Here is a 26,228-nt window from a genome sequence, read left to right as displayed (position 1 = left end):
AGATTTCCCGGGCTTGCTTTTGGGGCGGGGATCAACGTGACAAAACTCAAACTTAGCACAAAGGTTGTGACCGGCTACGTCGTCTTGCTGGCGATGATGGTTGTTCTGACCGGCTACGGCATCGTGCAGGTCGAAAATATCGACGAAAAGCTCAAAGAAATCAATGATCTTAACTCGGTCAAGCAGCGCTACGCGATCAATTTCCGTGGCAGCGTGCACGATCGAGCGATCAGTCTTCGCGATTTTACGCTTGTCGCCGATCAGTCCGGCCGTGAGGCAGTGTTGGCCGATATCAAGCGCCTGACCGAAGCTTATGCGCGATCGGCGACGAGCATGGACCAGATGTTCGCCGAACGACCCGATACCTCGGTCGAGGAGCGCGCGATCCTCGGGGATATCAAGCAAACTGAGGCGAAGACCTTGCCTCTGATGAAGAACGTCATCGAAAGTCAGCAGGCAGGCGACACGGGCAAAGCTCGGACGATGCTCATGCAAGACGCCCGGCCGGCATTCGCCGAGTGGCTGGCGCGCATCAACCGCTTCATCGACCTCCAGGAGGCCCGTAACCAGGCCACCGGTGCCGACGTCCGCGCAGTGTCCCATGCCTTCACCCTTTTGATGCTCGCGCTTTGCGCGATCGCGTCCCTTGTCGGCTGCGGCTTCGCGATCTGGGCCTACCGCGCCATTCGCCCGCTTCGCCCACTGACCGCCGTGATGTTGAAGCTCGCGCAAGGCGAACTCAGTGTCATGGTGCCCGAGACGCGGCAGCAGGACGAGGTTGGCGACATCACCCGCGCCGTTCGCACGTTCAAGGACAACGCCTTGGCGGCGCGGGGTCTGACGGAGGAGCGCGCAGTCGAGCAAGCGCGCAAGGTGCGTCAGGCCGAGCAGATCGATGCGACGACGCGGGCGTTCGAGACGACGGTCAACGGGATCGTGGCCCAGGTGGATGCCGCAGCCGGCGAGATGCAGGCGACGGCACGCACCATGGCGGGCACCGCTGCGCAGACCGCTTCGAATTCGACTTCGGTAGCGATGGCGGCTGAGGAAGCTGCGGCCAACGTCAACATGGTGGCGGCGGCAGCCGAAGAGCTGGGTGCTTCGGTTCAGGAGATCGGCCGTCGGGTCGCCGGCTCTGCGGAGCTCGCCCGCGCGGCCGTCGCGGATGCCGATCAAACCGGCGTCCTGGTGCACGAGCTCTCGACCGCCGTGTCGCGCATCGGCGACGTTGTCGGGTTGATCTCGGGTATCGCCGGGCAGACCAACCTGCTCGCTCTGAATGCGACCATCGAGGCTGCTCGTGCGGGGGCCGCCGGCAAGGGCTTCGCAGTGGTGGCGTCCGAGGTGAAGGCGTTGGCGGAACAGACCGCAAAAGCCACAAGCGAGATCTCCGGGCAGATCGCGCGGATCCAAGCCTCCACCGGCCAAGCCGTCGCCTCGATTGACGGCATAACCGGGCGGATCCGTGAGATCAGCTCGGTTGCGACTGCCATCGCCACCGCGGTCGACGAGCAGGGAGCTGCCACTCAGGAGATCGTCCGCAATGTCAGCCGCGCCGCGATGGGGACTGGTGAGGTGACGAGCAACATCTCGGGCGTTGCTGGAGCTGCGGAGCAGACGGGCGTGGCAGCGAACCAGGTGCTGGGGGCGGCCTCGGAGCTGTCGCATCAGTCTGAGCACCTAGCCGCCGAGGTTGGCCGTTTCCTCGCGACGGTGCGCGCAGCCTAGAGTGGGCCAGACGGCGCGCTCTCAAAGGGCGCGTCGTCTGTCGGGCAAGCTCTCCAGCATCAGCGTGTTGCCACCGGCGGCGGCGCAGCGGCCGTGGGTCGGCGAGATGGATGGTCAAGACGGCGTGCGCTGCAGGATCGAGATGCCGGCCCCCCGACGGCCAAGAAGCAGACGATCTGAGGGTCCGTGAAGGGTCGTGAGCGGGCACGCGAGCGACGTCCGCTTCTATCGATTACTGCCCGAAAGCAGACCGGCGGAAGACCAACCAACCCGGATGTTGGCCTCTACCTTAACAGCCTGGAAGCGGACCTCCCCAGGGTCCGAGAAGGGTCGTGAACGGGCGCGGCGGCAACGTCTGCTCACGTTCGTTGCGGTCCGAAAGCGGACCGGCGGAAATCAACCCGTTGCAGACTTCGCAGGTGGGTACCAAGCGTCGGGTTTGGATTACTAGCCCTCCCCGCAACACAGACGCCAGCCACGCACCGCACCTGAGCAAATGAGACCTCCATTCGAGACCGGCATGCAGCTGATGGGGCGTCGCGTCACTCCACTTGAAAACCGTATGAAGGCATCATAGAGCGAGGCCAAACTTAGCAGCCGCGGGCAACTCTGAACCTCCGCGCTGATGCGCCGAATATATATATCGAATACTCGTCGCGGACATAGGTGATCATCCATTGCGAACCTTCACCGTTCGTCATCAGCGCGGGCGATCACGCCTGACCTGGTTCGGCATCGCGCTCGTCCTAATCAGCGTCGGCCTTATCTGGCGTTTGGTCCCCCTCGGCCTCAATGTCCTCGCGCTCAAGTACGGCGGCTCCGTTCTGTGGGCAGCCATGATTTACTGCCTCTGCGCCGCGCTTCTTGCCAGCCAGTCGATCACGGCTACGGTATGCTTAGCCTGCTGCATGGCGCTCGGCACTGAAATGCTGCGCCTTTACCACGAACCTTGGCTCGATGCGTTCCGGCTGACCTTACCGGGAGCATTGCTCCTCGGGCGTATTTTCTCGGTTTGGAACCTCGTGGCCTACGTTGCCGGGATCGGGTTCGTTGCTCTTTGTGAACGGGCCGCTACCTCGCAGCCCGCAAGTTCACATTCTCAAACCCGCGAGCGATAAGCAGACCGTCCTAAGTCTTCGAAGGGTGGGGCAGCCTGATTTCGAACGCCGTCCCCTGTATTACCGGTACGACCGCGATTGATCCGCCACGTCCTTGCAGGATCGCTCGAACGATGCTCAGCCCCATGCCGGTCCCCCCATCCACCCGTCGCGTGGTGTAGAACGGCTCGAACACCCGCTCGCGGTCGCGGATCGGGATCCCGCGACCATCGTCGACGATGCGTACGCAATGCATGTCACCGGCGATCGTCACATCTAGCCGCAGGGTCGATGCACCGTGCCGAGCTGCGTTGTCGGCCAAATGCCCGAACACGATGCCGGCATCCTCCGGCGACAGCGGCAACAGCTGCTCAAGCGTACCCTCGGCGCGGATCTCGATCTTCGCGAAACGGGCGATCAGATCCGCCGTAATTTCCCGTAAAGTCGTATGCCCGGCAGGTGAGGCAGTTTCGGCGCGGGCGAGTTCGCGCAGCCGCCGCAGCAAGGCGTTTAGACGATTGGCGTCCGCTACGATGTTTGCAAGAAACCGCCGCCGCTCGGCCATACTCATCGCCGACCCCAGCCCATCCTCATCCTCTTGAAGTAGCTCGGCCGCCCCTTGGATCGCAGTGAGCGGTGTCTTCAGTTCGTGCGAGACGTGGTTGGCGAATGTCGCGACGTAGTCCGAGCGCTCGCGCAGGCGCAGTGCCATCGTCTCGAAACTATGAGCGAGTGCCGCGATCTCGCGCGTTCCGAACCGGGCCTCGGGGGCGGAGGTGACCGGCGCACCTTGCCCGATCGCCGCGGCCCGCGCCTTCAAGGCCGTGATCGGCCGACCAATCGCCCGGGTGAAGACGAGGGCAACGGTCCCTGTCAAAACCATCACCATCAGTAACGCAAGGACGACCTTGCCGCGCTCGCCGTAGAGCAGCCGCACGACGTTGTCGGGCGTGCGCGACGCGTACACGACCCCAGCGATGCGGCCATCCACCAGCACTGGCATCGCCACGAACACCCGCACGCTGGTGCCGCGGCTGATCGCGTACAGGGGCGGTGGTGGATGTTTCGAAATGCGGACCCGCATGACCGCCCGAAATCGCCCTTGCAGTGCCGTGGCGACCTCCTCGACACCCGCTAGCGAGCGACCGACCTCGTCACCGCCGGCGAGAACGATGCCGTCGCGGTCGAGGACGCGAAAGCCGGCGAGCGTGACGGCTCGGATGGGTGGTAGGAGCGGAGCGAGGCGCGTGCCCAGGGCCGCGGGGGCGAGTGAGAGGCTCGGGGCGTCGGCAGCGCTCGGGCGGCGACCGAGGATGGGGTCGGTGGTCAGATCCAGCGCCGGCTCGATCGCGGCCGGATCCGCCTTCGGTACGACCGGGCCGAGCAACATGTCGCGCGCAGGATCCGTGGCGATCTCGCGCGCGATCACGGTCGCTAACACCATGGTCTGGCCGATCAGCTCGCCCTCGGCTTGGCGCACGAGTTGGTTCTCGTACAGTCGCACGAAGGACAAGCCGAGCAGCGGTAGGGCTGCCACAGACAGCAGCAGCGCCAGAACGACGAGGCCGAGTGTCGGCCGCCACTTTTCCCGCGGCGCTCGCGCGACAATGTTCTTGGCGCTCACGCCCGCGCACCGCATGGTCCGAGGCGGAAGCCGACGCCGTGTATGGTCTCGATCGCGTCGCTACAGCCGACCGCGGCCAGCTTCGCGCGGAGGTTTCGGACATGGCTGTCGATTGTGCGGTCCGAGACATGCACGCGCCCGCTATAGGCGGCATCCATCAGCTGGTCTCGGCTGAGGACGTGACCAGGACGCACGGCGAGCGCCCGAAGCATCGCAAACTCGACCGCCGTCAATGCCAAGGCGACGCTGCCGTAGGCCGCTGCGTGCCGCGGTGGATCTAGAACGAGGCTACCGCGGCGCAGGACCCCGTCGCCCTCCATGACCGAACGTTGTCCCTCGACCCGCCGCAAGATGATGCCGACCCGGGCGACGAGTTCGCGCGGGCTGAACGGCTTGGTGACGTAGTCGTCTCCACCAATCTCCAGCCCGAGCACCCGGTCGATCTCTTCGTCGCGAGCCGAGAGAAACAGGATCGGCACGTCGGAACTTCGTCGTACCCGGCGGCAAACCTCCAAACCGTCGATGCCCGGTAGCCCGACGTCGAGGACGATGAGGCGCGGCGGCTGCCGGTCGAACTCGGCTAGCGCCGCCTCGCCTCCATCGGCGGCTTGGGTCACGTGTCCCGCCTTGCCCAACGCGAAGCAGATTACTTCGCGGATGTGCGGATCGTCGTCGACGACGAGGATGCTGCGGTTCATGTCTGGCGTGCCGTGCTGATCGATTGGAAGCTCACCGCGCCGGAACTGGCGCGTCAGGATGCGCGGCAAGGTAGTTCAGAAGACGCTGGTCACGGAATGTCCAGGCGCGCCAATCTCCCATCCGCTGCCGGAGGGTGGCGGCAAGCCTCCACCGCCATTGGCGAGCGTCCACCGTGAGAGGTCCATCGCCATCGGCCAGCACGCGATCAATGGCAGGGATCGCTGCAGCCCCGAGGCTCGCTGCGTACGGCAGATCGAACGCTTGCCCTGCGTCGAGCCGATGCGCCGCATTGAAGTCCGCCACTGTGCCGGGAAAATTGACGAACGCGCAGGCGTATAATGTGGTGGCTAGTGCCAGGGCGTTGGCTCCGACGAGCCAACCGTTGCCGCGTCGAAGTATGATGCGGGCGAGGATCAGCGCGAGACCGACACCGACGAGCGCCATCCAGATCAGGGCCGCGAGGCGCAGGAGCGACAGCCCATAGGCCTCGACGTAGAGGTCGAGCCGCAGCATTGCCGAGGTGACCAGCAGAACGTTCTGACCGATCCACAGGCAGACGAGAATGCGGATCGCCGACGAGCGCTCGCCAACGCCGCCGGGACGCAAAGCGATGAGCACGAAAGCTGCCGCGAGCAGTGCGGTCGCGATCAGGGGGTAGGCCCCACGGTGCGCATAGGCTGCGTGGGTCACGCCAGGGGGCAAGGCGAACCCGATCCAGAGATAGGCCACGTCGGTGGCCGATTGCACGGCGAAGAGCAGGTTGAACAGGACGAAGCAGCGCAAAACCACTGTTGAGTCGAGCACACCTGAGAGCACAGGTGCGACGTCCGCCGACGGGGACTGCGTGAGCGCTGCGCCTGCTACGTCCAGTCGCCCCGATCCGCGCGGAGCGACGAAGGCCCACACGACCGCCAGGAGGCAGAGCCAAAGCAGAGTGCGCGGCAGATCGAGACGCGGGATCAGGACCGACCACGGCATGTCCACGACCCAGCCCACGAGGACCGGGTTGGCCGTAGCAAACAACGCGGCGAAGACGGCGCAGAGCGCGAGCGGTATGAGCCAGCCAATCAGAACCGCTGCTCGCGGAGCTCGCCGGCTTTCGATGGTCCGGCGCGCGACGTCGTACAGGTCCGCGGGCAGGTTGAACGGGCCGGCCAGAACGATCCCAGCTGCCGCCTTGACCGTTCTGGCTACACCGCCTTCCAGGCTACCCGTCAGAATGGCGACCGACAGGGCTAAACCAACGACACCGAAGCCAAGGGACAGCAGACTGACGCTTTCCACGAGCGGGGCGAGGCCCGCGATCAGTAGGATGAGTGCGACGGCATACCGAAGCCAGTGTAGCCGTGAACCTACAGCCACCAGGGCCGCAGCTGCGATTGCCGCCAAAAACACGACCAGGGAAATGCCCAAGGCGTGGACGTAGAATAGGCGGTCGCCGATCAGGGCGACGACGGCGGCGAGCACGAGTTTGGGACCGGGATGGGAAATCGTCGGCGTGGGTGCGCTCAAGGAGGGGGATGTCATGTCGGCCTCTGCAAGTTGGGAGGCCGCCTAGCGCAGGCACGCTGGCGGCGAAGCCAGCCGCCGCCTCACCCCATGGCATCTTGGGGCGACGATGACGTCGACAGCTCACCGGCGCAGAATGCGATCGTCTCAGGCATCCCTGAGGGACGATCCGTGCACGGTGTCAGGAACTTCGTGCAGATCGTGTGCAGCCGTCTCGACGATCCTGCTGAACCTTCTGACCGGCGACAGCGCGGCCGGCCTCAAGGTGCTGCAATCGGACGTGCGCATCGACTTGCTGGTCACGGACGTGGGCCTGCGCGGCGGGATGAATGGCCGGCAGATGGCCGATGCGGCCCGCGTCGGCCGGCCCGATCGCCACGTGCTGTTCATCACAGGCTACGCCGAGAATGCCATCCTGGGAAACGGACAGCTTGCACCCGGCATCGCGGTCCTGACGAAGCCTTTTGCCATCGAACTATGGCCGCGCGGATCCGCTCGATGATCGAGGGCGGCAGGGAACACAAACGCACATCGCCCGACCCGTCCTAGGCCCCACGCATTCCGTCCGTCGTACCGCAACCCCGCAGTGCCATCACGGCGATCATCACCGGCCCTAAATCTCATCTAGAGCCGCGGTCAGCGTGCAGACGACGCCAGACGGCAGATAGCTCACTTCGACCTCGCTGGGGCTCCTACCTAGCCGCCGCGCGTTGATCCCGCGTCGAGGCATGGTGCGCCCGAAGGCTATCAGTCTCGGACGAATGCGGCCTTTACCGGACGGTGCGCGAGTGCCTCGATCACTTGCGGAGCCGTGCAGGCGCGCTGATAGCATCCCTCCGCAAGAGCGATCAGCGTACCTTGCGCGTGCTCGGTTGCAACGTCTAAGCCAATGTCGCTGGCATGCTCCGCTGACGTCAAGGTGTCGATCCGGTAGTATCGATCCTTCAGATCGTGCTTTAGCATGAAGTCGACGAGCTGCTGCTGTACGCCGAAGACCGTCGAAACAAGCCGCTCGTTCGTGATCCAGTCTGCAGGACCGAAATCGGCACCCAACGACCTGGGCAGGCCAAAATTCGACGACGTCGTACCGATGCTGAGCACGCGGATGTCCTCCCTGTTCTGCCCCGCGAAATGCACGGCTTCATGCACGGCGCAGGCGTCCGGCGAGTTCGCTGCGAGACCGCCATCGGCGTAGAGGCTGCTACCGACCGTCGCGAGCGGGAAGAATGTCGGGGCCGCCGAGGTCGCCATTGCGATTTCGAGGACCTTGCGGTGCTGGTCCCTGGTCAAGGTCGGATGATGCGGTGTCTTGAACATCTGAACACGACCTTCGGTCATGTTCACCGACGGTATCAGAATACGTGTCCGCGCAGTTCCTAACAGGGTCTCCTCACCGACGATTCCCTTCACCGTCTGCCGAAGCGCGGTAGCTTGGTACTTCGGACCGCCCACATAGGCTCGGTAGCTGTCCCATTTGCCAAGCAGCCCGGTCCTCGGCGGACGCTGGGGCGGGAAGATCGCTGAGCCGTTTTTGATGAAAGCGTCGCGGATCGCACTCGCACGGTGACCGAGGCCGAGACCGAGGGCGATGATGCCGCCGATCGATGTTCCGGCGATGAGATCGAAGCACTCACCAATCGGCCGACCCGCCTGCCCTTCCAACTGGGCGAGCACTTCGGCGGTGAACAAGCCGCGGTAGCCGCCGCCACTCAGGCACAGGATTTGAAACGTCATTGTGAACGAAAACCCCGCCGGTTCTTGATCCGTTCCGCGAATCGCTTAATCTCAACCCTAGCGATATCCCATCCATCCGCACAGCAACGCTCGATTGGTCGTCGCCGAGGAGCCACTATGGCGAATGTCTCCAAACTTTTGCACACCACGACCGATCCCGAGACCTTCCTCGTAAACCTCAAAGCGGAGGATAGCGATCTGAAGGAGGCCAAAGGGAAAATCCGCGCGTCCCTGCGCGTCGCCTTCAGCGCGGCGTCCCGGGAGCGCTTCGACGCAGACGTACAGCCCCGGTTCTTCACGCAAGGCAGCAGCAGCTACCGGACGCTCAACGATCCCGCATGGCCACCGAGCCAGCAAAAGGATCTCGACGACGGCTGCTATCTACCGCTATCGTTCGTTACGGGTGAGCGACCGTCGAAGGCGGCGAAACAATTCTTTGAATTCGTCGACACGATCCTGGGTGAACTCGCGAAGACCGAGGGTTGGACCCTCATCAAGAAGCCAACCTGCGTGCGCCTTGAGATCGCACTCGACGCCCACGTCGACATCCCCCTCTACGCCATTCCCGATCAACAGTTCGCGTTGCTGGAAGCCCGTGCGCAGCGAATGGAGAAGGCCCACGATCACGCTCCGAAACGCTGGGAGGATCTCCCCTCGAACGCGGTTCTGCTCGCGCACCGCGACGACGATTGGGTCGCGTCCGACCCGCGCAAGATCCACAAGTGGTTCCTTGACGCTGTCGATATCTACGGCGAACGGCTTCGGCGCGACTGCCGCTACATGAAGGCTTGGCGAGATCACCACCACCTCGACCACGACAAGCTCTCCTCGATCATGCTCATGGCCTGCGTGTGGAGTGCCTACGAGGCTATTCGCCGGCCTTTCTTAGCCGAACGCGAGGATGAACGCCTCTTGAGCATCGTCACGCGACTGCCGGCCATGCTGGGCCAAGACATGCCCAATCCGGCCAGCAAGGACGAGAACCTCAATCGCATGTCGCCCGAGCAGCGGGTTCGAACAGCTGCGGCCGCCGAGGCACTGCGTGATCGCCTTCGGGAGGCGGTGGAAGCGTGCGACGAGAAGCAGAGCGCGATCTCGCTGATGCGTGCGGCGTTCGGACCCCGACTGCCGGACCGGCCGGATCTCGTGAGCATCCCCGTGCGAGCCGAGGCGATTGTCGCCGCGCAACCTAAGACGTACGTCCCCGCCCGTCCAGTTGGGCGCTCGCAAAGTGGCTGACGACAGGACCGCAGCACGCCACGCAGTCCACGACGCCCTCGGGCAGCGCGGTTTCATGCGCATGGCTCCGGTTTCGCGCTCTCCGTTCTACGCCGGCGTGCTCGAAAGACACGCCGCTGCGATCCCTATCGCTATCGAAGTGACCGACTTCGATTTCGTAAAATACCCACGCATCCGCATCGACCCCGGTTATGTGATGCCGGATCGTATGCTTCCGCACCTGCAGGGTGTCGACCGGTCGATCTGCTATTATGCAAAGGGGAGCGTCGTCCTCGACCGTTACGATCCCGGCGGCACCGTTCTGCAATGCCTCGATCAAGCTGAGGCCGTTCTTCGGGACGCCATTGATGGACGCTCGGACGCCGATTTCGCGGACGAGTTCAATGCCTACTGGGGCACCACATTCGTCTACGTCGATCTCCCGGTGAATTATTCCGGACCGGCACGCATTTGCGCCGTGCGGCTCGGCCGTAGAGAGCGGGACGTTCTCATCGTGACGACCGGACGGACGTGGTTCGGTGGACTCGATCGATATACCGGGCGGCGAGGGGACCTCGGACAACCGGTACTCGTGGTCATTGTCGATCAGCCACTGACCTTCTCGGCGGACGACACATGGCCGCCGACGACACTGCCCGCGCTCAATACGTGGCTCAAAAGCATTGCCCCGGATCTTGACGGCTGTTTGGAGACGGTTCTGCGCACGAAGTCCGGTCACACGGCCGCCGTCCTCGTCCGTGCGCCCAACGGCCTGTTTTGCTATCAGATCGACGTTCCGCGACACCTGCGCAGACCGGAGTTCCTCCAAAACCGACGTCAGCGACTGCTGCACATTATGGCGCGTCAGCGGACCCTGACCCCGGTCGACCGCTTTGCCGGTGTCCATGTCGATGAGGCCTATCTATTCGGTCGGAATCTCGGCGGTATGAAGAACCTCGCCGGCAAGAAGATCCTGCTGATTGGCTGCGGCACCATCGGCGGCTTCCTCGCGCAGCAGCTCGCCCAGTGCGGAGCCGGAGCCGGTCGCGGATCTCTGACGCTCGTCGATCCCGACGTACTCAAGAGTGGCAATCTTGGACGGCACGTCCTCGGTGTACCGTTCCTCGGAGAAAACAAAGCCGAGGCTTGCGCAGCCTTTCTCAAGGAGCAGTTGCCACCCCTAGCGATCGAGGGCCACGGCGGCGACGTTCTCGCGCTGGCGCTGCCATGGGCGCGATACGATCTCGTGATCGACGCCACCGGCGAGGAAGCGCTGTCGCTCGCTCTGAACGAGCGCGCCGTCCGCGCTCGACCAGAGCAGCTGCCAAATCTCTTCGTCTGGTTGGTCGGCAACGGTGCGGTTGCTCAATGCCTCCTGACCGGCGATCCAGACCGGGCCTGCCTGAAATGTCTCAAACCGTCTTTGGCCGGGCCGCCCCAGTTTCCCGCGCTACGACCGGGGGTCGTAACCGAGACCGTCGCCAACGTCTCATGCGGAGACGCCGATTACATCCCTTTTCCGGTTTCGCGATCCGTTGCCGCGGCAGCTCTCGCCTGTGACCTCGTGCTCGATTGGGCGAACGGCGATCCAGGCGATCGTTTTCGGTCACTCACCCTCGATACGAAGCGCGGCCTCGCCGTTCCACCGGGGAGCCCCGCCCCAATCGACACATGTCCGGCCTGCGGTCCCACCGCGTGATCTTCCAGGTCGATGAACGCCGATTGATCCTGCTCGCATCGGCCGTCGAGGTAGCCATTGCAACCTACGTGACCGAGGTCGAGATCGGTCTGGAAGCGGGAGGCATCTTCATCGGCAGCCATCGCGGGCCACACATCGAAATCACAGCGTGCACGACGCCGCTGCCGAGCGACGTGCGTCGATCCAACCTGTTCGATCGTAAGGATTCCGGCCACCAAGCTGCAGCCCTTGCCGCCTGGCAGAGCACCAGCGGCACGGACACCTATGTCGGCGAATGGCATACGCATCCTGTCGACGATCCAACGCCATCAACCCGCGATTTACGGACCTGGCAATCAATCCTGGCTCGCGACACCGATCCAGCCGTCTTCATGATCGTCGGACGTCGATCAGTCTGGTGCGCTTGGGGCCACGGGAAAGGCCTACGCAGAGTTGCGGTTTCACACGCTGCATAATGTCGTGTTTCACCTGTAAAAACGCCGCTCCTCGAAAAACGCCTTCGGGGCTAGGTGCCGTGTCGCGTCACCCCTGTCTGACTGGCCCTGAAACCATGACGCTGCTGCCCCAAGGAGCATTCACCTCATTCGTGATGCCCCTCTGTTGGAGCATACGATCCACGCAGCTGTGTCATTTGCAACCTTGAATAGGTCGCTCAGTCCAGCCAAACATCGCTCATAGAGCGTGGCGGGATAAGATCATGCCCTGGGGTGGAATGCGCGGCCTCTGGCCGATCGTGATCATGGCGAGCACCATGGGGTCCGCGTCCGCGCAAGTGACCCCACTCGACATTTTTGGCGGACTGCTCGGGGCGGCCCAATCACAGGCCGCTCGTGAGGCCTGGGGTCGCCTGCCGAACGGGGATCGTTCCTGCCTGGATCGCGCCATGGCACGGCGGAACACAGACATCGCCGGATTGATCCAACGCGGCATCGGCCCGGACGACAGTCGGCTCAGTGGGTTCTTCACAGAGTGCCGGCGTTTCACCGAGCCGAATTTTCGACGCGGATACAGTTGCACCGCCCCCGATGAAAACGGCTGGTCGGTCTCGACCACGTGCAATCAGTCCTTTGCTTACCGCGACGGCAACGGCCGCATCCAAGCCATCGAGCCACGTGAAGCGATCGAGCTAAATTTCTCTGGCACGCGGGTCATCGTCGCCGACGTAGAGACCGGTGAAGCCCGCGAGCTACGCCAAGCACGTGCTGAGGCGCAGGGACGGTCCGAGCAGCTTCAAGTTCTGAAGGGAACGCTCGCGAACTTCCAGCGCGATGCCTCGCCCGTCGTGCGAGCCGAGGTCGCTCGGATCCAGGGTCGCATCGAGCAGCAGCTGAGCGCGCGGACCGGGCCGACCGCGCCCGACACAGATGCAATCGGTCGCGAAATCGGAAACCTCGGCGCGCTCTCCCAGGCGGAGGCTGTCCGGCTGGCCGCTCTCGATCGGATCAGTGGACTACGGGCCCAGGCCGAAGCACGCACGAAGACCGACACCTCCGACAGCCTGCGCAAACGCCTGAACGAGCTGCGACGGGACGCGGTGGCCCTGTCCGAACCACCGCGCGTCGTACAGGCCTCGAAGTCGGTGTCTCCGGCTCGCGATCTTGGTCCGTCCTTCGATTGCGAGCGGGCGAACACGCCCCTTCCGATCCTTATCTGCGAGGATGCGAACCTCCGACGGACCGATCTGGAAATGGCGCGGGCGTTCTACGCCTTGAGGCACCTGAAGCCCGACGCCGGCGCGGAACTCAAGGCCGAATCGAACGACCTCGTGAAGCGCACGATCGAGGCCTGTCGTGTTCCTGAAACCGGCAAGGTCACGGCAGCGCTGCGAGCCAAAGGCGGCCCATGCATCGCAGCGGCCTACAAGCGTCAGAATGACGTTTGGGCAGGGCGCGTCCGTCGCGACGGACCTCCCTCCGCCCGCCAGGAGCTCGAACGCCCTATCGAGGAGCACGTGCGGCTGCAGGAAGCCCTGCGCAACGCCGGCCAACTCCCTCCGGACGCGACCGCGGACGGCGTCTACGGCGGTGTCACACGCCGGGCGATCACGGCGTTTGCGGAAGCAGAGGGGCTGCCTGGCGACGGGTTCCTCGGAACTGCGCTCGCTAGCCGGCTTGGTCGCGGAACATCCTCCGCTCCATCGATTGCGATCGTCACGGACCCTTCGTTGCCCACGCGCATCGACGCCGTCGCACGGCGCTACGAGACCTATCTGGCGGATCTTGGAGTCGACGAGCGAGACCGCACGACACGGTTGCAGGCGCAGCGAAACCTCGACGAACAGCGCAAGCGCGTTCAAGCGCTCCTGAGCGGACCGGTGCCGGACGACCTTCGCCCGGAACTCGCGGTCTTGATGCAGCAGTCGGAGGGGGCCGCGCCACAGGATTTGCCCCGGATCGCCGAGACGCTCCAACAGCGCTTTTCGCAGATCGAACCCCGGGTGCTACAGGCTGAGGCGGTCCAGCGCGCCGTCACCGACAAAAACCGGTTCCTCGTCGATGGCGATGCCGGCGACCTCCTGCTGCTCTACAACAGTTCACCGCGCGCCGTGTCTGTCGTTCGCGGCCTCGATGGCAACCTCGTCTTCGATCCGGAGCACACGGTCGCTTGTGCGCTGCCCGATGCGCCGTCCGATCGCATTGCTCTGGAGCAGCTCGTTGCGAAAGCTCGCACGCTCGGTGCGCCGATCAAGGAAACCCTGGCTCCCTGCTCGAGCGCGCAACTCCAGAGCGCCGATCTCATCGCCTTCGAGCGGGGCGCGCTCCAGGCACAGACAAGCTTATTCAGGACCATCGCTTCGGCCATCGATACCGGTGTCTTCACCCTCGGCGGTACGGTTCTGAAGTCCGACATCGAGGCCGCACGACAGGCCGAGGGCATCCGCGCAGCCGAGGCCGAAACCGAAGTCGCACGCGGAACCTCGGATGGTCTGACCGTCCTCGCATTCAGCACCGGATCGCGCACGATTTGCCGGATCGCGGGTGGCGATAAGGCCCTTCACGATCAGATTCTGCAGCCCTACGAAGCCTTGCTGAAAGCCGAACTTCGGGGCGTCGCGACCGTGGTCCCCGCAACGACCGACGGAGCCTTCCTGTCGGTCAAACGGGGGCAGTGCGGGGCCGTCTATGGCACGGCAAAAGACTTGGCCCCTCTGGTCAAGGCCATGGCGCGGGATGGCGTCTCACTTCGCTACCTCCCGATCTGGATCGCCCCAGAGACGGTCGCCAAGGCGCAAGCCGCGCTGAACGATCAGGACGCCGCCAAACGCCGGGACCGCGAGCAGGATGCGCGCCAGAGGGAGCGCGATCAGGCCGAGCGCAGCCGGACCGCATTGGTCGAACGTCTGAAGCGCGATCAAAGCGAGGCCGAAGCCACGCTGAAGGGCGGGATCCCGCAAGATCTGCAGACCTTCCTGGGTGGGTTCGTCGCCGAGATCGCCGGAATCACCGCCGAAACGCCCGATGCGCGGCTGAAAGAGCTGACCGACGCCTATGCCGGCAAGCGCGCGCGCATCGACGAGGCGGCACGGCTCGCACGCGCGATCACAGCCAAGAGCCGCTTTCTGATCGAGGGTGGCCGCGGCGACCTCATCGTCTTGTACAACGACAGCGGCAAGGCCCCGTCGGTGGTACGCAACCTACGCGGCGAACTGGTCTTCGAGGACGGGCGTGCGGCTGCCTGTCTGTTCCATGCGCCACTCTCCGACGTCTTCCTCAACCGCCAGATCCGAGACCGGAGCGCGGCCCTCGGAGCCAAGCTCGCCTTGCCGCTCGCGACGTGTGGCGCGAACGATCTCGCTAAGCAGGATCTCATCTTTGCCGAGCGCGAGCGCCTCTTGCGCGAGCCAGTCGACCGGATGATCACCCTGGTCGATGCTGTCAACGGGAACCTCTTCGCTCGCCTAGAGGTCATCGATGCGGCGGCACTCGCGACTGTGAAACAGGCGGAGGCCGCCAAAGCCAATGCCGTCGAGGCGCGGGTTCGAGGCCGCACCGGCGAGGGCTTTGGCCTGGTGGTCGTGCCGAACACGTCGAGCGCCCTGTGCCAGGTTACGACGGACGCCGTCGAGGCGCATGCCGCAATTCTCAGCCGCCTCGCCGACCGCGTTGGGGACGAATTGCCTGGCACCCCGGTCGTGACGCCGACATCGGCAGATGGGGCGTTCATTGCCGTCAAACGCGGCGAGTGCGGTGCCGTCTATGCGTCGGTGGCCGACCTCGCGGCAGTGACGGAGGCCATGACCCGGGACGGCCTCAGCCATCGCTACCTACCGCTCTGGATCGAACAGAGTGAGGTGGCCCAGACGCTTAATGGGATCGAGCAGGACAAGTCACGCAGCGCTGCGCAGATCTTCGCGCGCCAGCGTGAGCTCGAGGAGCGAAAAACGCTCGACCGCGAGAAGGAAAAAGAGGAAAGCGCGCGGCGCGACGTGCAGGAACGAGCCCTTCGCGCCCAGTATAGTGAACGGGCACGCTTCTTCGAACAAACCTTCGGTGACGAAGCACGGAACTTCGTCACTGGCGATCAGCCTGCATCGTTCATCGGTCGCTATCCACGGCTTGCCCAACACTATCAGGCTCAGCGCGAGGACCGCTGGGAGTTCATGTCGATCGAGACTCGAATTTTGGATTACGGCACCGCCCTCTACAAAAACCGCCCTCTCGAGACCGCGCTGGTGAGCACTTGGGTCAAGATGCGCAACCGCATCAAGGGCGAGTACCAGGATGTCTGCTATGTCACTGGCTATATCAACGATGCCGAATTCGGTGTGACGCGTGATGCGTTTGGGGAGCTCTGCGAAGAGGTCGGCCCTAAGATCGCACGCTACAAACAAGGCTCGCACTTCACTAGTCGATGGACTGTTCCGTGAAACGCACGAAAGCCCCGTGAGACTTTGACGCCGTATTGTAGTGTCAGACACTCGGTTCTACGACGAATGCGTGATCCGATCGAAGCGGCTCCGCAGTCGCACTCGCGGCATCGGCGCACTATACGGCCACGAAGACGCGGAACGCCGAGTGCGAGACCCCACCGATCGGTGAGTTCATCACCGTCAGCGGCGGGCGGCTGCACGATGTCGACCGCGGACGCGGACCGGCTCTCGTGCTGATCTACGGCACCGGCATCATAATCCAAGATTTCTTGGTACGCGGCATCGGGGACGACCCTGGCCCGTGATGGCGCGAGCTGGGAAGAGTTGGACGCGGTCGCCGATATCGCGATGGCTGGCTGGGACGCTCGAATTGCCAAATCTATGGTCGACGACGTCTGATCTACTGGCCTCTTCCCGAAAGCAGACCGGTGACAATTCACCCATCCTGGCCGTAGAGCGGTCCGGCCGATGTCGACCCAACTCGGTCGTCGAGCGGACGGGCGGGTCCCGACCCAACCCGGCCGCCTGGATCGGCATGGGCGCTTCCCATAAGCGGTCATTGCTCGGCCGCCCGGCAACTTCGGCTAGGGGTGGTAAGCGGACCCTGGCTCTTCGTCCCGAAGCAGACATCTCGCGCGCGAACTGGTCCGTAGGCCCAGCAATGGCAGACAGCCTTGACGGGTCGATCAGGAGGAGCGTTCTACGGGTTTCGTCCGGGGCATGGATAGGCGGCCCGGAAGGCCTGTCGCATCGGCACGACGTAAAAAGCTGTCAGCTCGCTGGGATGCTGGATGACGTACAGCGAGAAGGCCGTCACAGCATCGATCAGTTTGACCTCGTTCGACGGACAGATGAAGTCACCCGCGATCTCCGTCGCAAGCATCGTCCGAACTGCTCCTAGACACTCGCCGAGATGCCGCATCGTATCTGCATCGTTCCGTGAGTAGCCTTTACGGGCAAATTTGATGAACTGGTTGCAACCGTAGATAATATCTTCAGCCTTGTCTCCGGCCGAGCAACCAAATGCTGGCGACGAGAGAGCCATCAAGACGCAGGCCAAAGACATGAAGTGGCCGATTTTCTCGAAGTTTCTCATGCATCAATACGCGCTTTGAGGGCGTGATCTTCATCGGGGTCGCAATTCGCGGGTTTACATTTTTGATCTTATGCGGTTAAGTTTTAATTAAGCAGCAGGGCTGGTCACGATGCATTGAAGAATAAGATGCTGGTTGGGATTTCTGACTATCCCTTAGCAAGGCTTTCATATCCAACAGTCTAGTTGCTGCGCCGGACCTCCCTGGGCGCGGGATCGGATTGCATGCCACGTCGAGGCCGAATGGATTTTCGTCGTGTCCGAGCTGCTGGCTGGAGCGTCATCGCGCGTGGCCAAGCGTTCAAGGCCGACCATCGCGGCGGCGTCGCCGTCATCTTCAGTCTCACCGCCGTGGTGCTGCTCGGTCTCGCAGGCGGCGGTATCGATTTTGCCCGCCTCGCAAACCGGAAGGTTCAACTTCAGTCGGCGACCGACGCCGGCGTGATCTTGGGCGGTAACACCCTGAAGCTCGCCGCAGCGAACGGCGGCTCCGTCACAGCTGTCACCGAGCAGAAGATCCGCTCCGACGCCCAGCCCGTAAGCGGGACGCCTTTCTCCGTCCAGGTCAGCGTCGGTGCCGATGGCACCAGCGTCTCCGCGCAAACCCAGGAAACGGTGACGCTGATCTTCGGCAAGTTCCTCGGCAAACCGACCGCCACAATCAGCGTTCATGCGCAGGCGTCCGTCGTGGGTAAGACGCGACTTTGCGTCCTGGCACTCGACCCAAGTTCGGCCGGCACGTTAACGGTTCGGGACCACGCATCGATGACTGCATCGACGTGCTCGGTCTACTCGGACTCGACGAACGCAAGCGGCGTCACGCTCCAGAACCAAGCCACCATCTTGGCGACCAGCATCTGCTCGGCGGGTGGGAGTTCCGTGAGCACCACGATCCCGCCCCTTCCAGGGCCCAAATCCGGTTGCCCCAGCTTGGTGGACCCCTTGGCTGGGCGAGCACCGCCGCCGTCCTCCAGCTGCACGTACACGAACACGGTCGTGACCACCTCGCAGACGCTCTATCCGGGCACGTACTGCAACGGATTGAAGGTCACGAAGGGGGCCGTGGCCACGCTCGCGCAGGGCATCTACGTCATCGACACGGGTCCCCTCACCGTTGATGGCAACGCCACGCTGACCGGATCGTATGTCGGCATCTACCTCAAGAGCCAGCAGACGACGCTCAACTTCACACCCCAAAGCATCATCAACCTGACGGCTCCGAAGGACGGTGCGATGTCAGGCCTCCTCATCTACGAGGATCCCACCGCTCCGTTGTTGCGCGAGCACAAGATCTCCAGCGGCAATGCCCGCCAGCTGCTCGGCACGATCTACATGCCGCGTGGAAAGCTGACCGTGGACTCCGCCGGTATCATAGCCGACCTGTCATCCTATACGGTGATCGTATCGCGCCAGCTCAAGGTCGCCAGCAGTGCCAATCTTACGATGAACGCCATGTACTCGGCCAGCGATGTTCCGGTTCCGAGTGGCGTAGGCAACATCGGCGGACGCCTGCTTTTGACCCAGTGATCGCAGCGCCGTCCTCGAAGCAAGGCCTGCGGCGGGTGCCGTTCTTCATCTGCTTCGGCGCCTGAATTCAGATTTGGTCCTAGGTCGACCACAGTCCGCTGCCCGGGTGGGCTAATTGGCACACTCAGCGATGCCGTTCGACGCGAAGCGCTCGAGCCGTGGTCCGGGCTTATCAGTCTCACCCTCCAATCGAGCCAAGCGGGCGTTGATAGCCTCGATCCACTCCGCATTGGTACACGTGATCAGGAGGGGTTCGAGCACGGCTGCGAGATCGCGAGCGAGCGCGTCCCGGCTCATGCCGCTCAATTCGCCACCGCCCTCCTCAAAGGCTGTGGCGACACTCTCCGCTATAGCGAGCGCCTGATCCGCTCCAGCGACGTGCCCTATCTCGCCACTCTCTTGAGACCGTGTCGTCTCCATCAGTTCACCCTAAAACACTGCTTTCCGTCGATCGCTTCATGAACCACGACGGCCCCAAAACCGTTGCAGGGCGAATTCTGCCTCCGTCGCAGAGGGGGCTACAGAAATACCTTGGACAGTGCGCCGTGCCATGCAGAACGGCCGCTCACAAAAGAGCGCCAACGGCTCCAGATTACATCCTAGATGACACCGAGATTTTTATGAAATGCGATGATCGTGAAAAATCTTCCCGTGCCAGGGTTCTATCTACGCTAAGCCCTAATCTGGATAAATCTCGTGCGTCTTATTCATGTGTTCTTGATAACCCTCGCACTGGCCGCTGCGACCCCTGCCTTGGCCTAGTATACGACGACCAATCCTGGAACGAACAATGCGGGAATGGCTAACCCGCCCACCAGATCCGACCACGACGACCATCATGATTACGGCTGGATCGGTCTCCTTGGGCTTGCCGGCCTGCTGCGCCGCAATCATCGGGTCGTTCCGGGCACAACCAACAACGTTTCGGGCACCGGCACTGGCCGCCTCTACGCCACTAATCTGTCGATGAAATCTTCCCAGTGTTGCGCTCATCCAAGGGTCGTGACACTGGAAGGATGGGTTAGGACAGTTCGTTACTGGAACAGGCGTAGGATCGAGTCAGGTTTTCCATTGTATGAACCACCTGCACGAAACGGTCCGTCGCCTTGTCAGCCTTGCGTGTTCCTATCGCCCCGGCGCCATCATCGAAGCTGAGCAGGTGGTCGACACCTACCTTGCATCCTTCCATGGCTATCGCGCGCGTAGAGCTGCCATGGACCTCTTAAGGGATCAACTCGCCTGCCCTAACTGCCGATCTCACAACCGCGGTGGTTTGTTCGAGCAAGTCGAGTTTCACCTGCAGCGTAGGCGCCAGGAGATGGTGCGTCTATTCCAGTAGGGTTGCTCGAAAAGCGCACCACGAAGCTCGGACTGAATGCCGAGAACACGGCCTTTGCGCGGCTACGCTCTCGCCGTCGGGCGGTGTTGACCCTCGCTCGCGCGGTTCGACGTTGTCGTCACCGGTGGGCGTCTTTTTGCCGGAAAGCCACCGGCCGTCCTGCTGGCGAGTCGATCAGAGTTGAGCGAGCTGCGGAAGTTCCTTGCTCCCGCAGCTTGATAGTAGGGTCTAAAACACACACGAGCGGTCTATCTGTAAACGAACGTGATCCTTGTTCGCGAACGCCTCCAGCTCGCTTTGGCGGCATACGATACGATCGTCATCAGGATAGGCAACCATCCTCGTAGGGTCCGAGTTTAAGGTAAGTATTGTAGGAGGATTTAATGTCGTCAGATACCCTTGCCGCCAACTTCGGTTCTCTCAAAGGAGCGCAGTCGGCGCGTGAGCGTTTGGCAAGCGCAGGCTTTGGTCGTAACAGTATCGATATTGTTCAGCATGGTGATGAGTTCGAAGTATCAGTCCGCGCACGTCCAAAGAATCGTTCCAGAGCACGTGCGGCATTGACTAACAATACTATGAGTCATCTGGCGGACCGCAATGGCCTACTTAGTTTTATTGAGGGAAACATGAAATTTTCTCTTGGGGTAGCCGTACTTGCCGGAATGGCACTTCACCACTTGACGCATGATTGAAAGCACAACAACTTGGGCAGGCATTAACTTAGTGTGACATAAACTTCATCGGGCCGCATTAAGTGAACACAGGCCGGCTGCCCGCCGTTATCAATCCTCGCGCCATCGAGCAGCCTGCGTGTGGACGTGCCCGCTTTCCACAAAGGGTCGATAGCAACCTGAACGATCTGTTGGATATCCGACCTTTTTGTGGGCATCAGGTATGGATCGACCTTGGCTCGCCGTTATTGCAAAGCGGAGAGCAGGGGTCGATCCAGGGCGCTCCCGAGAAGGTCTGCTTCTTGGTACTCAGCAGAACAGCCCTCACGACGCGACCGGGTGGAGCGTGACCCACAGGTTTTTGATCGCGCCAAGGTTCACCGGCCCAGAGTTCTGGCTGCTTCGATCCGTTCAAACATACTGGATCCTGCTCGGAACGTTCGTGCATCCATCGCAGGAGGGGGGCCCTATCACCACGTGCGTCCGAGACAGTCTCAGAACTTGCGTATGACGGGGCTCGCCTCGGGGGTCCCATCCTTGTCCTGGTAGATCGGTACCGTGACCCGCAGCCAGCCGCGCGTCTCAAGGCCGGCGTAGTTGCGCTGGACCACGTCCCGCGTGACGTAGGCCTGCAGGTTCACCGGCCCGAAATTGTAACCGACGAGTGCGCCGACGGCGAACTGGCCTTGACGGGCGTAGGCGGGATTGCCGGTCGGTAGGTCGGTCGACCCGAAGGCCACCGGCCCGACCTCCCACTTGCCGAAATGCTTCGTGGCGGTGAGGTCGAGATTGAGGAAGTCCGGGTAGAACGTGCCAGTGGGAGACCGCGTGTCGAAGAAGGTGCCGTAGAGGAAGTTGCCCGTCAGGTTCCACCCGTCGCCATTGTAGGTGATGGCGAACCGTTGGTGCAGGACCGGGTTCTGGATGACGATCTTGGTGTCGCTCGGGAGGTACGCGCCGAGCAGGTAGCTGAAGTTGAGGTTGTTGCCGAGCTTCCAGGCGACCTGGGCGGCAAGCAGCGTTTGCCCGAACCCGCTCTGGTAGGCCGAACCCCGCGTGCTCGACGCCGTGATGGGCTGGAGCACGACGAACTGCAGCCGCCCGCCGACCACCTCGGCCGGTGTCGCCCAGATAAAGGATGGCAGGTTGATGTTCGAGTCGGTACCGCGCGGGGTGATGTCGCGCGAGCCGAAACTCGACGTGTCGATGAAGTAAAGGCCGACGGGCAACGGCGCGCCGGGAGCCTGCCCCACGGTCTGTCCAGGTTGCGCCGAAGAGCCTGCCATCGCGGAGATGCCGGCCAACCCGTAGGTGAGCGAGGCGGCGATGGCAGCGATATGGGTCGCCCAGATAAGCCTAGCTGTCGTCATTCTGCAGTCCAAACCTCGCCGTCTTTGGATCAGCCTTTATTGCATGCCACCGCCGACTAAGCGGCCTTCCCGTGCGTAGAATGCAGAGTTGCGACGCGAGCGTAGCCATCCGGCAACAACCGATGCAGCGAAGGCTCGCTTTCTCGGGTGCTTCAACCGCAGGCGATGGAAAGGCTCGTCGAAGCCGCTCCCGACCGGCAGATTTCGCTGAACGACCCGGACGCGCGGGTGATGGCTACGAGCGGCAAGGGGATCCGCCCGCTCATGTCGTCGTCCTCTCGGTCGACGATCCTTCGACAGGCTCAGGTTGAGGAGAGCCAGATCCAGGCGCTCGCCCGCACGCAGGCCCCATTGCCGATGAAGCCGGGCCACCCGACGACGCGCACCCACAAATGCAAGCGACACGGGACGACGACCCTGTTTGCCGCTCTGGACGTGCTGGAGGGCAAGGTGATCGGCCGCTGAGCGGACAGCCATGTACAAACAGGGGCCGTAGCGCTTGGAACCTTGGGCTTACGGTCCCGTCGCCAGCGATAAAGGGGCCGGGTCCGAAAGAGTCATGTCCCGCTCAGCCTCACGTTCGCCTTCGTCACCTGCCAGTGTCCTGACACGGTCGACGCCGCGCACCCGATGCATCGGTGCGGAACGGTCGTCTGCCAGCTCCTGCATAGCCGAGCTCGTCTGACCGCATGTCGCTGCGTCCCACTTCTCCCTACCCCGCCTTCCTCTTGGGCGGCGGGCACATGGGTGCGCGGATGCGGGCTCATGATTGGTCCGCCTCGCCGCTGGGCTGGCCCGAGGCATGGCCGCAGTGGCTGCGCTCGGCCGTGAGCCTAATGCTGGGTTCCAAGTTTCCGATGTTCGTGGCCTCGGGCCCTAATTTCGGCTTCCTTTACAACGACGCCTACTCCGCGATCCTGGGCGACAAGCATCCGGCCGCCCTCGGACAACGCTTCCAGGACATCTGGTCCGAGATTTGGTCGGATCTCCTGCCGCTGGTCGACGCCGCCATGGCGGGCGAGGCGACCTGGGCGGAGAACCTGCCACTCACGATGAGGAGGCGCGGCTACGATGAGGTGGCCTACTTCACCTTCTCGTACTCGCCCGTTCGGGACGAAGCCGGCGCGGTCGCGGCGATGTGCTGCATCTGCACGGAGACGACCGCGAAGGTCCGAACCGAGGAGGCCCTTCGCGCCAGCGAGGCACGGGCCTCCGGCGTGCTGGAGGGCATGACCGAGGGGTTCGTACTCCTCGACCACGATTTCATGATCCTGCAGATCAACGCGGAGGGCCTACGCCACGAGGGACGTCCGGCGAGCGAGATCGTGGGCCGACCGCACTGGGACGCCTATCCGGGCTCGGAGAAGCTGCCCATCGGGCAGCTCTACAAGCGGGTGATGCGGGACCGGATCCCGGAGATGCTGGAGCACCGTTACGTCTGGCCGGACGGCCATGACGCCTGGCTGGAGGTACGAGCCTATCCCTCGCTCGATGGCATGGCGATCTTCTACCGGGACGTGAGCGAGCGGCGAAATCGCGAGGAAGCGTTGAGCGAGGCCGAGGTGCGCCTGCGCCAGGCCCAGGAGGCCGGCGGCGTCGGCCTGTTCACGGTCGATGTCGGTGATAACACGCTGCGGCCATCACCAGAATTTTGTCGTCTCTACGGCCTTCCGGTGCGTGACAGCTATCCATCGCGGGCCTTCGAGGAGTTGGTCATCCCCGAGGATGCCCATCTCGTCTCGACGGCGGAGACCCGGTCGAGTGGCGCGCCGCCCCGTGACGTCGCCTACCGGATCCGACGCGCGGACACGGGCGAGTTGCGCTGGATCGCGCGTAAGGGTGAGATCGAGACCGACGGGCAAGGACGGCCTCTACGCTTCTCCGGCGCATCGCGCGACATCTCCGAGCAGCGGGCGGCCCAGGAAGCCTTGCGCGAGAGCGAGGACCACTTCCGGCACACGGTCGAGCTGAACCCGCAAGTGCCCTGGACGGCCGACCCGCAGGGCAACATCACCTCCTACTCGAAGCGATGGCTCGACCTCACCGGCCAAGCCCCCGGCGAGCCGGACGGTGCGGGCTGGATCAAGGCCCTTCACCCCGACGACGTGCCGCCCACCCTCGAGGTGTTCGGGGCCGCGCTCGCCTCGGGCGAGCCGGTGGACGTGGATTACCGCATCAACGTCGGCGGACGCGGCGAATACCGCTGGATGCGGGCCCGGGCCTATCCGCGTCACGACGCGGACGGAGCGGTCATCCGCTGGTACGGCGTCGTGGAGGACATCCACGGCCGCCGGCTCGCCGAAGAACGTCTACGGGCGAGCGAGGACCAGTTCCGCGTCATGGCCCAGGCCGTCCCCAACCAGGTTTGGGCAGCGCGTCCGGACGGTCATCTCTACTGGTTCAACCAGCAGGTCTACGCCTACAGCGGCGCCGAGCCCGGCACCCTGGACGGCATGGCCGAGTGGACCCGCATCATCCACCCGGACGACTTGGCCACGGCGGGCGAGGCCTGGTCCCGTTCGCTCGCGGCGTGCAAGGTTTACGAGACCGAGTTCCGCATCCGGCGTGTGGACGGCACGTACCGCTGGTTCCTGGTGCGCGCCGAACCGGTCCGTTCCACGGACGGGACCATCCCTCGCTGGGTCGGAACCAACACCGACATCGACGAGCGCCGCCGCCACGCCGAGGAACTGGCGACCCTGAACGCCACCCTTGAGGCGCGGGTGGCGGATCGAACAAAGGAGTTGATGGCGACGGAGGAGGCGCTCAGGCAATCGCAGAAGATGGAGGCGGTCGGACAACTGACCGGCGGCCTGGCCCACGACTTCAACAACCTGCTGGCCGGCATCTCAGGCAGCCTGGAGCTTCTCCAGACCCGGATGGCCCAGGGGCGCCTGACCGATCTCGACCGCTACATCAACGCCGCGCAGGGCGCCTCGAAGCGGGCAGCGGCCCTGACCCACAGGCTCCTCGCCTTCTCGCGACGCCAGACCCTCGACCCCAAGCCCACCAACGTGAACGGTCTCGTCGCCGGCATGGAGGACCTTGTCCGGCGCACCGTCGGCCCGGCCATCCACGTCGAGGTGGTTGGCGCAGCGGGGCTATGGCCGGCGCTGGTTGACCCGCCCCAGCTTGAGAATGCCCTGCTCAACCTCTGCATCAACGCCCGTGATGCGATGCCTGACGGTGGCCGCATCACCATCGAGACCGCCAACAAGTGGCTCGATGAGCGGGCCGCGAAGGAACGCGACCTGCCCCCCGGCCAATACCTTTCGCTCTGCGTCTCGGACACAGGAACAGGCATGACGCCCGAGGTAATCCAGCGCGCCTTTGATCCGTTCTTCACAACCAAGCCTATCGGTCAGGGCACCGGCCTCGGCCTCTCGATGATCTACGGCTTCGTGCGGCAGTCGGGAGGCCACGTCCGGATCTACTCGGAGGTCGGCGACGGCACGACCATGTGCCTCTACCTCCCGCGCCACTACGGTGAGGCCGAGGAAGCCGATGCCATGGGTTCGTTAAGCGACGCGCCACGCGCCGAGCAGGGACAGACCGTGCTCGTCATCGATGACGAGCCAACCGTTCGGATGCTGGTCACCGAAGTGTTGGAGGATCTCGGCTACACCGCCATCGAGGCGGCCGATGGGCCGGCCGGTCTCAAGGTCCTGCGCTCGAACGTGCGCATCGACCTGTTGGTGACGGACGTCGGCCTGCCCGGCGGTATGAACGGTCGCCAAGTGGCCGACGCGGCACGGGTGACCCGGCCGAGCCTGAAGGTCCTGTTCATCACCGGCTACGCCGAGAATGCCGTGGTCGGCAATGGTCACCTCGACCCTGGTATGGCCGTTCTGACGAAGCCGTTCGTCATGGAGGCGCTCGCCTCGCGAATCAAGGAACTCATCGCCGTCCCGTAGGGCTGCGGGACCAGTCAACTCAACGCTTCACAGCCGACGTGCACTCGGGTGTTCTGCCGCTCATCTACGCCATGACGGATGCCCTCAAGGTGTTGATGACCTCAGCCACGGCTCGGCGCCGCGTTTTAGCTCCGGA

15 protein-coding genes and 2 pseudogenes are annotated in these 26,228 nt (G+C 63.6%); 11 read left to right on the top strand and 6 right to left on the bottom strand.

The features are described 5' to 3' along the window. The first annotated feature begins 36 nt into the window (after positions 1 to 36). Positions 37 to 1,728 (top strand): methyl-accepting chemotaxis protein, encoded by a 1,692-nt coding sequence (locus tag FV230_RS02780; protein WP_147841151.1) that lies wholly within the window; start codon positions 37 to 39, stop codon positions 1,726 to 1,728. 677 nt (positions 1,729 to 2,405) lie between these two features. Continuing rightward, complete coding sequence (locus FV230_RS02775) at positions 2,406 to 2,846, top strand: DUF2809 domain-containing protein (protein WP_147841150.1); 441 nt, start codon at positions 2,406 to 2,408, stop codon at positions 2,844 to 2,846. A gap of 10 nt (positions 2,847 to 2,856) precedes the next feature. Here the strand turns inward: FV230_RS02775 and FV230_RS02770 are convergent, their stop codons facing one another. From FV230_RS02770 to FV230_RS02760, 3 genes are read right to left on the bottom strand one after another with little or no spacing between them, the layout of a single operon-like run. Next, positions 2,857 to 4,449, bottom strand: a complete 1,593-nt coding sequence (locus FV230_RS02770; protein WP_246694702.1) for a HAMP domain-containing sensor histidine kinase — start codon at positions 4,447 to 4,449, stop codon at positions 2,857 to 2,859. After that, entirely contained in the window at positions 4,446 to 5,147 is a 702-nt protein-coding gene (locus FV230_RS02765; RefSeq protein WP_147841160.1) for a response regulator, read from the bottom strand. Before FV230_RS02765 ends, FV230_RS02770 begins: the two co-directional genes overlap by 4 nt. A 31-nt stretch (positions 5,148 to 5,178) precedes the next feature. Beyond that, positions 5,179 to 6,660, bottom strand: coding sequence for a DUF4173 domain-containing protein (locus FV230_RS02760; protein WP_187275356.1), 1,482 nt, complete (start codon positions 6,658 to 6,660; stop codon positions 5,179 to 5,181). A 238-nt stretch (positions 6,661 to 6,898) separates the two neighbouring features. On the opposite strand from FV230_RS02760, the pseudogene FV230_RS02755 reads away from it, so the two are divergent. Beyond that, positions 6,899 to 7,206, top strand: a pseudogene (locus FV230_RS02755) (hybrid sensor histidine kinase/response regulator); the annotation flags it as partial. Between the two features lie 198 nt (positions 7,207 to 7,404). Here the strand turns inward: FV230_RS02755 and FV230_RS02750 are convergent. After that, entirely contained in the window at positions 7,405 to 8,391 is a 987-nt protein-coding gene (locus tag FV230_RS02750; RefSeq protein ID WP_147841147.1) for a CBASS cGAMP-activated phospholipase, read from the bottom strand. 117 nt (positions 8,392 to 8,508) lie between these two features. Between FV230_RS02750 and FV230_RS02745 the strand changes: the two genes are divergently transcribed. The 4 genes from FV230_RS02745 (at position 8,509) to FV230_RS02730 (ending at position 16,175) form a co-directional block, all read left to right on the top strand. Further along, a complete protein-coding gene (locus FV230_RS02745; protein WP_147841146.1) occupies positions 8,509 to 9,630 on the top strand; it encodes a cyclic GMP-AMP synthase DncV-like nucleotidyltransferase in 1,122 nt (373 codons plus the stop codon). After that, on the top strand, positions 9,623 to 11,308 hold the full coding sequence (locus FV230_RS02740; protein WP_147841145.1) for an E2/UBC family protein: 1,686 nt from the start codon (positions 9,623 to 9,625) through the stop codon (positions 11,306 to 11,308). The genes FV230_RS02745 and FV230_RS02740 overlap by 8 nt, the downstream gene beginning before the upstream one ends. Continuing rightward, positions 11,305 to 11,763, top strand: a complete 459-nt coding sequence (locus FV230_RS02735; protein WP_187274759.1) for a Mov34/MPN/PAD-1 family protein — start codon at positions 11,305 to 11,307, stop codon at positions 11,761 to 11,763. The genes FV230_RS02740 and FV230_RS02735 overlap by 4 nt, the downstream gene beginning before the upstream one ends. Positions 11,764 to 12,047: 284 nt before the next feature. Continuing rightward, a complete protein-coding gene (locus FV230_RS02730; protein WP_187275355.1) occupies positions 12,048 to 16,175 on the top strand; it encodes a peptidoglycan-binding protein in 4,128 nt (1,375 codons plus the stop codon). Positions 16,176 to 16,878: 703 nt separating this feature from the next. On the opposite strand, the gene FV230_RS02725 is transcribed toward FV230_RS02730, so the two are convergent. Then, positions 16,879 to 17,274 (bottom strand): hypothetical protein, encoded by a 396-nt coding sequence (locus tag FV230_RS02725; protein WP_147841142.1) that lies wholly within the window; start codon positions 17,272 to 17,274, stop codon positions 16,879 to 16,881. 240 nt (positions 17,275 to 17,514) lie between these two features. Here FV230_RS02725 and FV230_RS02720 point away from each other — a divergent pair, with 240 nt between their 5' ends. Beyond that, a complete protein-coding gene (locus FV230_RS02720; protein ID WP_187275354.1) occupies positions 17,515 to 18,798 on the top strand; it encodes a TadE/TadG family type IV pilus assembly protein in 1,284 nt (427 codons plus the stop codon). 1,722 nt (positions 18,799 to 20,520) lie between these two features. After that, positions 20,521 to 20,829, top strand: a complete 309-nt coding sequence (locus tag FV230_RS02710; RefSeq protein ID WP_147841139.1) for a hypothetical protein — start codon at positions 20,521 to 20,523, stop codon at positions 20,827 to 20,829. 473 nt (positions 20,830 to 21,302) lie between these two features. Here FV230_RS02710 and FV230_RS02705 read toward each other — a convergent pair whose 3' ends face one another. Beyond that, the gene (locus FV230_RS02705; protein ID WP_243938374.1) at positions 21,303 to 22,094 is read right to left on the bottom strand and encodes a transporter; all 792 of its coding nucleotides are present in this window, start codon (positions 22,092 to 22,094) and stop codon (positions 21,303 to 21,305) included. Positions 22,095 to 22,432: 338 nt separating this feature from the next. On the opposite strand from FV230_RS02705, the pseudogene FV230_RS02700 reads away from it, so the two are divergent. Together FV230_RS02700 and FV230_RS02695 are read left to right on the top strand one after the other, a co-directional pair. Then, positions 22,433 to 22,640, top strand: a pseudogene (locus FV230_RS02700) (hypothetical protein); the annotation flags it as partial. A gap of 227 nt (positions 22,641 to 22,867) precedes the next feature. Further along, positions 22,868 to 26,092, top strand: coding sequence for a PAS domain S-box protein (locus FV230_RS02695; protein WP_147841137.1), 3,225 nt, complete (start codon positions 22,868 to 22,870; stop codon positions 26,090 to 26,092). Positions 26,093 to 26,228: the final 136 nt, after the last annotated feature.

This window comes from Methylobacterium sp. WL6 (assembly GCF_008040095.1).
In the GTDB taxonomy this organism is placed as follows: domain Bacteria; phylum Pseudomonadota; class Alphaproteobacteria; order Rhizobiales; family Beijerinckiaceae; genus Methylobacterium.
The sequence above is the reverse complement of the archived record's forward strand: the minus strand, read 5'-3'. Positions and strand labels throughout refer to the sequence as shown.

Bases quoted from the DNA above. Each gene is read 5' to 3' on its own strand.
- FV230_RS02695 (WP_147841137.1), top strand. From the start codon at position 22,868: ATGTCGCTGCGTCCCACTTCTCCCTACCCCGCCTTCCTCTTGGGCGGC.
- FV230_RS02730 (WP_187275355.1), top strand. From the start codon at position 12,048: ATGGCGAGCACCATGGGGTCCGCGTCCGCGCAAGTGACCCCACTCGAC.
- FV230_RS02705 (WP_243938374.1), bottom strand. From the start codon at position 22,094: ATGGCAGGCTCTTCGGCGCAACCTGGACAGACCGTGGGGCAGGCTCCC.
- FV230_RS02765 (WP_147841160.1), bottom strand. From the start codon at position 5,147: ATGAACCGCAGCATCCTCGTCGTCGACGACGATCCGCACATCCGCGAA.
- FV230_RS02720 (WP_187275354.1), top strand. From the start codon at position 17,515: ATGGATTTTCGTCGTGTCCGAGCTGCTGGCTGGAGCGTCATCGCGCGT.
- FV230_RS02710 (WP_147841139.1), top strand. From the start codon at position 20,521: ATGTCGTCAGATACCCTTGCCGCCAACTTCGGTTCTCTCAAAGGAGCG.
- FV230_RS02725 (WP_147841142.1), bottom strand. From the start codon at position 17,274: ATGAGAAACTTCGAGAAAATCGGCCACTTCATGTCTTTGGCCTGCGTC.
- FV230_RS02750 (WP_147841147.1), bottom strand. From the start codon at position 8,391: ATGACGTTTCAAATCCTGTGCCTGAGTGGCGGCGGCTACCGCGGCTTG.
- FV230_RS02745 (WP_147841146.1), top strand. From the start codon at position 8,509: ATGGCGAATGTCTCCAAACTTTTGCACACCACGACCGATCCCGAGACC.